We start from the raw sequence: 11,540 nt of genomic DNA on the forward strand, positions 1-11,540 counted from the left end.
GTGTCAACATTTGAGTCTACTGGTTTAGTTAGATAAGTCGTTAATCCATATAATAAATCATTTTGTAATCTATAGTTCGATGCATCAAAACTTTGTGAAAAAAGAGTTGTTACAGATAGACTACTCATTAGGGTAAGATATTTTAATTTCATTTTTTCCCTTCTACTTTAATTCGGAGTAAATTTATCTGATAATAACAAATTTGAACTTAAGATTTATATATAAAATTTTAGTTTATTGATTTCTAAACAAATAAACAAAACCTTATAATCTAACATATTTTATAACCTTTATCGCTGTAGCGACGTTTGCAGCCCATAAATATGTACCCTCGCATAGAAAACGTTATAAAATGTTCTATATAGGAGGTTTTATAATGAAAACCATCAAAGAAAACATAAACTTCGTAGAGTTTAAAAAGTTAATGACTTATATCAGGAAAAGATAGGATCATTTAAAATATCTATTTTATTACCTTTAGGTAAACTAAGATATATTTATATATTTGCTTTTACATCTTCAAGAAGATAAGCTTTTAGATTTTCGTACTCGGTTATATCCATCCTGGGCTTTTCAATCCCTTCAATATCATAGGGATCCTCTTTTTTTGCCTCTATAAGTTGTAAAATGTGCAGTGGCAGATATGTGATACGATAGTGCATGATTATATTAATCATCTCTTTGGCTGTAAAGTTTTGATTTTTCAATAGATAGACTATATCGTAGAGATCTCTAATTTTGTTTCTATCAAGTAATAAAAGAGATTTGAGAGTAAAAATACTCTTGATCGATGTAATTCGCAGATGTCCATAAGCTTCACTTTGATTATTTTGAAGTATTTCACGCTCATAAATGTTACTTGAAGGATTAATGACAAAATCAACTTTTATACCATCTATAATATAACGTTGTATTACCTCGTTGATATCTCCACCTTCATTAATGGCTGTATCTATAGTAGTTTGGTCAAACTCCAAAGGAATGACCTCTTCAAAAATATCCAAAAAATCAAGCTTGGGCAATAATTCAGAAAATGGAAAACAGATATCCAAATCAAAGCTTTCTCGATGAGAAAGATGATAGGCTAAAGCAGTACCACCGATTAAAATAGCTTTGTGTTCTGAAAAAAGTGGTATCTTTTTAAATTTATCGAGAAGGGCTTGTGTTTCGGGATTGATCATGCAGAAGCCAATGAGGTTTGTATGTGATCTGTAACGCGTTGGATCAATGTATCAGAAACAATTTGTTTATGTCGCTCAAGTGAATGTAAGACCATGTCTTCACCAAAAAATTCAACCAGTTTATCAATAACGAAATCATTGTAGGCTCTTTTGAGTGTAGAGACAATGAAAATATCGCTTGGTACTTCTTTGTTAAGATCATTGTTCCAAAAAATTGCCCTTTTCATTCCTATGTCAATCAACGTTTGTGCAGTAGTGGTCTTGGGAGAGGGGATACTTTTTAGAATCACCATGGCATAGGCAGGTACATTACCAGATTTTTTCCAGCCCGCTACTGTATAGTAGGGGATTTTTGCATATTTTGAGAAAACCTTTTTAGTGATACCTTTTGCAGTAAGCATCTTTTCAAACAGTTCGTGTTCTATCTTCATGGGCTCTCCTTTATCTTTACAGTTGTCATTTTAACCAATTTTTAATTATTTGTCAAAATGACAACTATTTGGGCGTAAAGCAAATTTACATGATACGTAATAGCAATTTTTTACTATTCAATAATAATCAAATCATCAAAAATATTATTCATAATATACTAATCAAACAAGAGACTTAAGTAACTATTCTAATACATACTTCTATTAACACTTAAAATTTATATTTTATTCATAACATATTGTGCTATATGGAAGGTTTGATAATGAAAAGTATCTTTCATGGTTTATTGTTTTTAAAAGTTGAGCTAATAAAAAAACAGAGAAAATTTTAGTAAAAAAAGTGTCACCAATATATCAATAGATATTGTAAATACGGGAGTAGGGCATAACTTATCGTTGCACCTATTATTTTAGTACGAAATCGTATATCTTCTACAAAACACGCTAATCTAGGCTATTTAGCCTGTCAGAACGTTTCTTTTCATATAATCAATTTCCTTCTTTTTCTATTATATTAAGAAAACACCTAATACTACACTTAAAGAGTTACTTGCCTTCTGAATAAAACTAGCTATAATCAAATATAATTTATAAAAATTAATTTTAAAGGAAAAACAGCAATGAAAGTAATTATCGATGAAAAAGTTTATAATGTAGATGCTCATGGGGATACTCCTCTCCTTTGGGTATTGAGAGACAATTTAAATCTCACTGGTACAAAGTTTGGATGTGGGGTTGGAGTGTGTGGGTCTTGTACTGTTTTAGTAGATGGCATAGTATCAAGAGCTTGTATAACTCCAATGAGTACAGTAGCAAATGCAAAAATCACTACGATTGAAACTACTGAAGACAAAACCGTTCAAAAACTTCAAAAATTTTGGATACAAGAGGATGTTGTACAGTGTGGATACTGTCAATCTGGACAAATTATGAATGCAGCTGGATTACTAAAAACAAATCCAAAACCAAGTGATGATGAGATTGTTTCAGCTATGGATGGGAATATTTGCAGATGTGGAACATATAATAAAATAAAAACAGCTATTAAAGCTGCAACTGTGGAGGTGTAAGATGGAAAGAAGAGGTTTTTTAAAAACAAGTTCAGTTACCGCTTCAGCTTTTGTTATTGGTTTTTATTTACCTACTAAATCAAGAGCCTCTGATGCTAAACCTCAAGAAAAAGCTTTACAACCAAATGCTTTTGTTGAAATAAATTCTGATAATACAATTAATTTTATTGTTGGACAAGTTGAAATGGGACAAGGTACCTATACAACCCTAGCTATGTGTATTGCTGAAGAGTTAAATGTTGATTGGGAAGAAATAAATATTAAACCTGCTCCTGTAGCTCCTGTATATAATCATGTTTGGGGTCCTCTTATGATTACAGGTGGCTCTTCTTCTATTTGGGCAAAACAATTAGAGATGAGAAAAGTTGGTGCTGCTTTAAATAGCATGATAAAAGAAGCAGCTTCTAAAAAATGGAAAGTAAGAACCTTTAATATATTAACGAAAAATTCAAAAGCAATAAATAAAATCACAAAAGAAGAGCTTACTTTTGGAGAATTAGTATCGGACTTAGCTTCTATTAAAGTTCCTACAGATCCTAAAATTAAAGATTTAAAAGATTGTGAAGTTATAGGAAAAGCACACTCTAGACATCCAAAAGAGGCTTGGGCAAAAGTTACTGGAAAAGCTGACTTTGGATTAGATGTAAGAGTTGAAGGTATGAAATATGCAGCAGTCTTGCATCCTACAGTTTTTGGAGCAAAAATTAAAAGTTTTGATGCAAGTAAAGCAGAGAAAAAAGAGGGAGTGATTAAAGTTAAACAAATTCCATCAGGAGTCGCAGTTATCGCAGATACATGGTTTGTAGCAAAAGAAGCACTCAAAGATATAAAAGTTGAATGGAATTTAGGAGAATTTGCAAAAGTAAGTACATCTGATATGGATAAAGAATACTCTTTAGTGCTGGAAAAAGATGGGGCATCTATGAGAAAAGACGGTGATAGTGAAAAATCATTTAAAGAAGCTAAAAATATAATAGAATTAGATTATGAATTTCCATTTTTAGCCCATGCAGCAATGGAACCATTGAGTTTTGTTGCACACCATGATAAAAACAAAGCAACAGTCTGGTCTACTGCTCAGTCTCAAACACTTGCATTTGGTGCAGCAATGAAAGTATTAGGTACCAAACCAGAAGATATTACTTATCATACACCATTTTTAGGTGGTGCTTTTGGCAGAAGGGGTGCTATTAACCTTGACTTTGTATTAGAGGGACTTTTTGTAGCTAAAGATGAGGGTTACCCTATCATGACTTTATGGACAAGAGAAGATGATATAAAACTTGGAAACTATAGACCAAAATATAAAAATAAAGTGAAGTTAGCACTTGATGAACATGGAGATATTACTGCATTTGATGCAAAAGTTGCTTCACAGTCAATTTTTAAAGGGTCTCCTTTTGAAGGATCTGGATATGCAAATGGAGTTGATGGTGCACAAAAAGAAGGTTTAGTAAATCATCCATATACTATAGATAACCATAATATGCAAGCGTATATAACAGAGTCTCCCATTCCTGTACTTTGGTGGAGATCAGTTGGACATACACAATCAGCACAAACGGTTGAGTGTAGTATTGATCAAGCAGCATATATAGTTGGGAAAGATCCTATTGAATATAGAAAAAGTATGTTAACAAATAAACGGTTTATTGATTTACTTGATGATGTAGCAGAAAAATCAAATTGGAAGAATAGAAAAAAAGAAAAAAATGTAGGATATGGTGTAGCAATTGTTGAATCATTTGGAAGTATTTGTGCACAAGTTGCAAAAGTAAGAGTTACAAAGAATGACTACAAAGTTGAAAAAGTTTGGTGTTCTATTGATTGTGGATTTGCTTTTAATCCACAAAATGTTGAAAATCAAATGATTAGTGGCATTAATTTTGGTTTAGCCACTCTTCTTAGTAGCGAAATAACTATTAAAGATGGCGCAACGGTTCAAAGTAACTTTTATGATTATACAGTGACAAAAATTTCGGATGTCCCAGACATTGAAGTAAGTATTATAAATTCTGGTGAGAAAATTGGTGGAATTGGAGAACCAGGAACTCCTCCCATTTTAGCTGCAATTCCAAATGCCATCTTTGATGCAACAGGAAAACTATATACATCGATGCCAATAAAAATGGGATAAACGGTGTTTCCAAATAAAGAGTATCTGAAATTTATTGAAAGTAGTAGACAGAAAGGTTTAGATATTGTAGGAACTAGTGTTATAGAAACACTGGGTTCTACCTATGCTAAGCCTGGAAATATGATCCTTGTAAATTCACATGGGGAATTTACAGGTGTTTTAGGCAGTCCATCATTACATAATAAAATTTTTGCTTTATCAAAAGAACTATTAGAATCAAAAGAGTCTCTCTATTTTGAAAATACACCAGAAGATAAAGAATCAGGTCATGGTGTTAGTAGATACTTAGTGCAGCCCTTTTTTTATAATGATAATTATGGCCCGTTAGGTATTTCCGTTGATAATGCGGGGAAGACTTTAAGTAGATCCATTAAAGACTTTAGTTTTGAAATAGTTGATGATACCATTGAAACTAAACTTGAAAATGAAATATTTTATCAAACGATTGAAAAGCCATACTCTTTATTGGTTTTTGGTTCAGGAGCTCACGTAACATCTTTACTTTCAATGGCAAATGTAATGGGGTGGGAAACTACTATTATTGATATGAAAATGAGCGAAGCGTATGTAAATAAAGCAGATAAATTAATCAAACTGGAAAATATTAAAGATATTTTATCTATGGATTTAAGTGCATATAATGCCTCAGTTATTTTAAGTCATTCTCCTAAGACAGATGATACATACTTAGAAGCATTACTTCATTCAAATGTTGAATATATTGGAATTTTGGGAAATAAAAAGAATATGGAGAAAAAAAGAGAACAATTTAATCTTTATGATGATAATAGGTTTTTCGCCCCAGTTGGTCTTGATATAGGTGGAATCACTCAGCAATCAATTGCTCTTTCAATATGTGCACAAATAGAAGCAAAGAAAAATGGAAAAATATAATAATTTTGCAGTACTTATTTTAGCTGCTGGTACTTCTTCACGTTTAGGAGAACCGAAACAATTACTAAAAGTAGGAAATGAAACATTAATACAAATAGCTGTAAAAAATGCTTTAGAGATCAGCGCTAATGTAAGCGTTGTCTTAGGACATAAAAGTGATGAAATAATAAAGGAAATAGTTGATTTTCCTATATCCATAAGAGTTAATTCAAATTATAAGGAGGGAATGGGAAACTCTATATCTTATGGTATGTCTGATTTTTTTGAATCTGAAAAGGTATTAATCATGTTATGTGACCAACCATTAATTCCTGTAAGTCATTATAAGAAATTAATTAAAAAATCATCAGAAAATAAAAACTTGATTATATGTTCAAAATATCAAAATAAATTTGCAGTTCCGTCAATATTTCCTAGAATCTATTTTAAAATGTTAGAAAATTTAAAAGGTGATAAAGGTGCAAAAAAGTTTCTTGAAGAAAATCCTTTAGATTATGTATCGTTAGAAGATAAATACTCTATGGATATAGATACAAAAAAAGATTATGTAAATTTTTTAAATAATTATGTAGTTAGATAAAATTTAATTTAATGAAGAAAATAGAGAAATACTTAGTAAAAAAGTGACACTAAAAGTGTCACCACTGTATCGATAGATACTTTATATACGTGAATAGGGCATAACTTATCGTTGCTCCTGCGATTTTAAGGGAATTTCTTCCCTTAAATCACGTACTTTCATTTATATAATCTTCACTATTTTTAACGTAATCAAAAACCTCATAATATTATATATTTTACAAGGCTTTAAAATTAAGATATTTGATTCTTATTTTGTATTTGACAAAATAGATTATATAACCTATAATATAGGTATTAAAAACTATATTATAGGTTTATAGAAGGATACCTCATGTTGGAAACACTATTTGGTTCTAAAAATAGGGAAAGAGTATTGCAGTTCATTCTTGCAAACGGTGAAGGCTATGCGAAAGAAATAGCAGATTTTTACAATTCAAGTCTAGACCCCATACAAAAACAGCTAGAAAAGATGGAACTTGCGGGGATTCTGGTCAGTAAAAAGGTAGGACGAACAAGGCTTTTCATGTTCAATCCCCGCTATGCATTTTTAAATGAGTTAAAAGCCCTTTTAGAAAAAGCTAGAACTTATTACTCTCCTGAAGAGATAGAAAGACTTACGATGAGACGGAAACGGCCTAGAAGGGAAGGAAAACCATTATGAAAAGTATTAAAGATATGAGTATGGAAGAATTGGCCGGATATGTTTGCAGTCAACTTGAAAAAGAAGGTATTAAAACTGTGCTTTCTGGTGGATCTTGTGTTGAAATTTATAGCCAAGGTAAATATACATCAGATGACATCGATTTGATAGATAGATTTAACGGTGGTCACACAAAAATAAAAAATGTTATGGTCCAATTAGGCTTTAAAGAGCATAACCGTTATTTTGTACATGAAGATACACGATATTTCATAGAATTTCCAAGAGGACCTCTTGGTGTAGGAGATGCACCTATAACTGAGATTGCTTCAAGAGAAAATGAAACAGGTATTTTGAGACTACTCACTCCGAATGATTGTATTAAAGATAGATTGGCTGCATATTATTATTGGGATGACCCTCAAAGTTTAGAACAGGCTATTTGGGTAGCCCAGCAAAATAAATTTGATATTGATTCAATAAAAGAATGGTCCATGAATGAAAAAGAATTAGATAAATTTGAAATTTTTAAAAGTCGATTAGACACATAAACTAATAAAATATATTAGATTATTAGGCTTATCAGTTTGTAGACTCTTAAGGACCATTAATATGTAACCAAGTATTTAAAACTTTATAAAATAGGCTATATGCTATGTTTTATGATGAAATATCTTTTTATGGTTAGTTTTTAAAAGTTGAGCTAATAAAAAAACAGAGAAAATTTTAGTAAAAAAAGTGTCACCAATATATCAATAGATATTGTAAATACGGGAGTAGGGCATAACTTATCGTTGCACCTCAAATTATACTCCTTTTATTAATCCTGAAACTTTTGTAATTTGTTATCAATTAACATTTTTTTAATACACAAGGTTATTGGTTTAAGATAAAATGTCTCATGAAAAAAATTATACTCATCCTATTTTTATTAAATTTATCAGTTTTAAATGCCAAGTCTAATACTATTCTCTTCTTGGGAGATTCGTTAACTGAAGGATTTGGGGTCAGTCAAGAAGATGCATTCCCAAAACTAGTTGAGAACTTGATCCAAACCGAACTTCATAAAAATATCGTCGTTATCAATGGTGGTGTAAGCGGTTCTACAACCAGTGATGGTCTTGCTCGTCTTAAATGGTATTTGAAAAAAAAACCATATATCGTTTTTATAGCGCTTGGCACCAATGATGGTCTTAGGGGCCTAGACCTTGAACAAAGTCAGAAAAATCTTGAAGAGATCATCAGGTATGCACAGGCATCTAATGCAAAAGTTATGTTGGCAGGCATGCTCATTCCCCCCAATTATGGACCAGAGTACTCAGAACAGTTTAAAAAAATGTATCAAAACTTAAAAGTTAAATATATGCTGAAAAGTATGCCATTTTTATTAGATGGAGTGGCAGGAATAAAAGAATTTAATCAGAAAGATAGTATTCATCCTAATGAAAAAGGTCATAAGCATATCGCAGAAAACGTTTTTGAATTTATCAAGGAAGATCTATAATGCTAGAATTAAAATCACTGAAAAAATCGTACCACCAGGGTTCACAGACCATTGAAATATTTGAGAATTTAAATTTTCACGTGGGAGAAGGTCAACGAGTAGCGATCATGGGGAAATCTGGTAGCGGTAAATCAACATTGCTTTCACTTATCTCAGGAATTATAAAACCAGACGATGGTGATATTTCTTTAAATTCTGTGTCGTATAAAGATCTCCAAGAAAGTGAACTAAATGATTTCAGAGCTATGAACATTGGATTTATTTTTCAAAATTTTCATTTAGTCTCTTACCTAAATGCGCTTGAAAATGTGATGCTTCCAGCAAAAGTTTGTAATATTTCTAAACCTAGAGAAAAAGCGATCAAACTGTTAGAAAGTGTAGGACTAGGTCATCGAATGGAACATCTTCCTTCACAACTTAGTGGAGGTGAAAAACAACGTGTTGCCATCGCTAGAGCACTTATTCATAATCCTAAAATAATCTTAGCTGATGAACCGAGTGGAAACTTAGATGATGAGACCGGCAACGCAGTGATGGATATACTCTTTGAACTTATCAAAAAGAACAATACTACTTTAATTCTTGTGACACACTCAAAAGATGTTGCAAACCGTTGTGAAAAAACGTATGAACTTCTACAGGGAAGTTTAACTCAATGCTAGTACTAGAACTGGTTTTTAAGGCACTGGCTCGTTCAAAGTCTTTTAGCTTGATATTTATATTAAACTTTAGCTTGGCCATTGCCTCACTTTCGTATTTACAGTTTTTTAAAGGAAGTATGGAGACTTCTCTAGATACCAGAGCAAAGAGCTTACTTGGTTCAGACCTTGTTGTATCTTCTAGGTTTCCTATAACAACTGAACAAGAAGAAGAAATAAAAAATAAACTTCCCGAACTAAAAGGTTTTACCCAAGGCGTTTCTACTGTTAGTATGATAGCTTCGAAAACAAGGGCTAGGTTAATGGAGGTTGTTAAGATCAACGAAGGCTATCCTTATTATGGAGGATTAGTTTTTAGAGACAAGTCAATTTATCCCAATGTTGAGGTCTTACCAAAAGCAAATGAAGTTTGGGTGTACCAGGAAGTTTTAGATCTTCTTGACTTAAAGCACGAAGAGCAGATAAAAATTGGTAAAGAAAGCTTTCTAATAAAAAAAATTATAGAATCAGATACGTTAAAAACCATAAGTTTTAGTGGCTTCATGCCTAAGATCTACATCAGTGAAGAAGGTTTGGAGAAAACTGAACTTCTACAGTTCGGATCAACGGCTTCTTATAGTTTAAACTATCTCTTTAAAGAAAATTTAGACAATGATCAATTAGAGAAAATTGAACGTGGGTTAGAAAAGAGTATCGACCAGAGTATGAGGGTTCTCTCTCCTAATGATGGTACAGATCGGTTATTACGTGTTTTGAACTTTATTACAAATTTCTTGTCCTTGGTATCCCTTGTTTCTTTTTTCCTAGGCCTTGTGGGTCTTATATATTTGTATTCAGGTTTTTTAAGGAAGCACCAAAAGGATATCATAGTTTTAAGCGACATGGGCTTGAGTAAAAGAAACCTGTCTATCACATACCTTTTGCATTTATTTGTACTGATCACAATTTCAAGTATTATTGTTTTTTCACTTATAACCATATCTGCTCAGTTTTTAGGTCCGCTCATTCAAAAACTTGTTGATCTTGATTTTGATTTTTCATTGGATTATTACTTTTTATTGAAATCTTCATTGATCCTTTTAATTTTAAGTTTAAGTATAGGACTCCCTTTGATCTTGCCATTACTCCAAAGAGAAAAACAACATTTCTCCAAGATAGTTCTGGGTTTTATTCCTTTTCTTACATTCCTGCTGCTTTTGTCTCACTTTGTATCACCTGCTAAAAATGTAGGTTTTTCCTTTGCAATAGTAATGTTAATACTGATCATTTTATTTTTTGCTATTGGTTCTATGATTTTAAAGAGATTGGATTTTTCAGGACATTTGGAAAATCTCTCTTTATCTTTGGCTCTTAAAAATATTACCAGGCAAAAGAAAACATCGTTGACTTTATTTACGGCCATACTTTTGTGTACAACATTTTTTAGTATTATTCCTCAAATTGGATCATCACTATCAAGCGCCTTAACTCTAAGTGTTGATGAAAGACCTCGATTCTTTGTTATTGATGCAAAAGAAGAGCAAGTCAAAGATCTTGCAGGTCAAGTTAATACTATGGGGGGACGATTAGAAAATATTTCACCCATGATACGAGGACGGATAGTAAAAATAAATGATATTGATTTTATAGATCACGCTAAAAGTTATGGAGATGAAAGACTTAAAAACAGTACAGTCAATCTCTCATATAGAACAAAGATAAAGAAGAGTGAGCAGATAATCGAAGGACGAGAGTTTAGTGGTGCCTATAATTCACAAGATTTTTCTAAACCAATAGAGGTTAGTGTCGAAAAAAGGTATGCAAACAGCAGAGGAATAAAGCTGGGAGATCGTCTTGTTTTTGATGTTTTAGGTCTTGAGCTAGAAGCTGTTATAGTCAATATTAGGAGAGTAAAATGGACTGAATTTGTACCGAATTTCTTTTTAATTTTACAAGAAGGTGCTCTTGATGATGCTCCAAAAACTGTTTTAGCGACAATCTCTGCAGGAGATTACGATGCGCAACAAATGCTAGTAAAATTATCTGATCTTTTCCCATCTTTGACCGTTATTGATGTTAAAAATCTATTTGAATCATTTTTAAAATTAGTAAAAAATGTTACTGCAATAACAGATAAGATGAGCCTTTATTCGATCATTGTTGGACTTCTTATGAGCTTTATTATCATTCAATACCAAATGAATTTGCAAAAAAATAATATTTTAAGATTAAAAATGATTGGCGTAAATAATAAAACCATCAGAAATTCTTTTTTAATTGAATTTGGTTTAATCTCTCTAGGTGCAAGTATTTTAGGGATACTCCTAGGTAGTATCGGTTCTTATGTTATTAGCACTTTGCTCTTTAACTCCTATTGGGATTTTAGGCCAGATGTTCTCTTGCTCTATTTTTTCTTTATCCCAATCTTAACAATCTTGATTGTTAGCTTCTTTACTTCAAGAA

11 protein-coding genes are annotated in these 11,540 nt (G+C 31.8%); 9 read left to right on the forward strand and 2 right to left on the reverse strand.

Annotated features, from left to right (window positions below):
- Nucleotides 1-497: 497 nt before the first annotated feature.
- Together WBM70_RS00805 and WBM70_RS00810 are read right to left on the reverse strand one after the other, a co-directional pair.
- Nucleotides 498-1,181 (reverse strand): nucleotidyl transferase AbiEii/AbiGii toxin family protein, encoded by a 684-nt coding sequence (locus WBM70_RS00805; protein WP_424556616.1) that lies wholly within the window; start codon nucleotides 1,179-1,181, stop codon nucleotides 498-500.
- Nucleotides 1,178-1,612, reverse strand: coding sequence for a hypothetical protein (locus WBM70_RS00810; RefSeq protein WP_424556617.1), 435 nt, complete (start codon nucleotides 1,610-1,612; stop codon nucleotides 1,178-1,180). The genes WBM70_RS00805 and WBM70_RS00810 overlap by 4 nt, the downstream gene beginning before the upstream one ends.
- A 620-nt stretch (nucleotides 1,613-2,232) precedes the next feature.
- Here WBM70_RS00810 and WBM70_RS00815 point away from each other — a divergent pair.
- From WBM70_RS00815 to WBM70_RS00855, 9 genes are all read left to right on the forward strand, one after another.
- On the forward strand, nucleotides 2,233-2,682 hold the full coding sequence (locus WBM70_RS00815; RefSeq protein WP_424556618.1) for a (2Fe-2S)-binding protein: 450 nt from the start codon (nucleotides 2,233-2,235) through the stop codon (nucleotides 2,680-2,682).
- A gap of 1 nt (nucleotide 2,683) precedes the next feature.
- On the forward strand, nucleotides 2,684-4,819 hold the full coding sequence (locus tag WBM70_RS00820) for a molybdopterin cofactor-binding domain-containing protein (protein ID WP_424556619.1): 2,136 nt from the start codon (nucleotides 2,684-2,686) through the stop codon (nucleotides 4,817-4,819).
- Between the two features lie 3 nt (nucleotides 4,820-4,822).
- Nucleotides 4,823-5,713, forward strand: coding sequence for an XdhC family protein (locus WBM70_RS00825; RefSeq protein WP_424556620.1), 891 nt, complete (start codon nucleotides 4,823-4,825; stop codon nucleotides 5,711-5,713).
- Nucleotides 5,700-6,293, forward strand: a complete 594-nt coding sequence (locus WBM70_RS00830) for a nucleotidyltransferase family protein (protein WP_424556621.1) — start codon at nucleotides 5,700-5,702, stop codon at nucleotides 6,291-6,293. The genes WBM70_RS00825 and WBM70_RS00830 overlap by 14 nt, the downstream gene beginning before the upstream one ends.
- Nucleotides 6,294-6,626: 333 nt before the next feature.
- Nucleotides 6,627-6,956 carry a winged helix-turn-helix domain-containing protein gene (locus WBM70_RS00835; RefSeq protein ID WP_424556622.1) on the forward strand — a complete coding sequence of 110 codons (330 nt, stop codon included), beginning with the start codon at nucleotides 6,627-6,629 and terminating at the stop codon, nucleotides 6,954-6,956.
- Entirely contained in the window at nucleotides 6,953-7,486 is a 534-nt protein-coding gene (locus tag WBM70_RS00840) for a hypothetical protein (protein WP_424556623.1), read from the forward strand. The genes WBM70_RS00835 and WBM70_RS00840 overlap by 4 nt, the downstream gene beginning before the upstream one ends.
- Nucleotides 7,487-7,836: 350 nt before the next feature.
- Nucleotides 7,837-8,439: an arylesterase gene (locus WBM70_RS00845; RefSeq protein WP_424556624.1), complete on the forward strand. Its 603-nt coding sequence runs from the start codon at nucleotides 7,837-7,839 to the stop codon at nucleotides 8,437-8,439.
- Nucleotides 8,439-9,101 (forward strand): ABC transporter ATP-binding protein, encoded by a 663-nt coding sequence (locus tag WBM70_RS00850; RefSeq protein ID WP_424556625.1) that lies wholly within the window; start codon nucleotides 8,439-8,441, stop codon nucleotides 9,099-9,101. Before WBM70_RS00845 ends, WBM70_RS00850 begins: the two co-directional genes overlap by 1 nt.
- A partial coding sequence (locus WBM70_RS00855; RefSeq protein ID WP_424556626.1) for an ABC transporter permease occupies nucleotides 9,095-11,540 on the forward strand: 2,446 nt, incomplete at its 3' end. The genes WBM70_RS00850 and WBM70_RS00855, both read left to right, overlap by 7 nt.

The organism is Sulfurovum sp., from assembly GCF_049668085.1.
In the GTDB taxonomy this organism is placed as follows: domain Bacteria; phylum Campylobacterota; class Campylobacteria; order Campylobacterales; family Sulfurovaceae; genus Sulfurovum.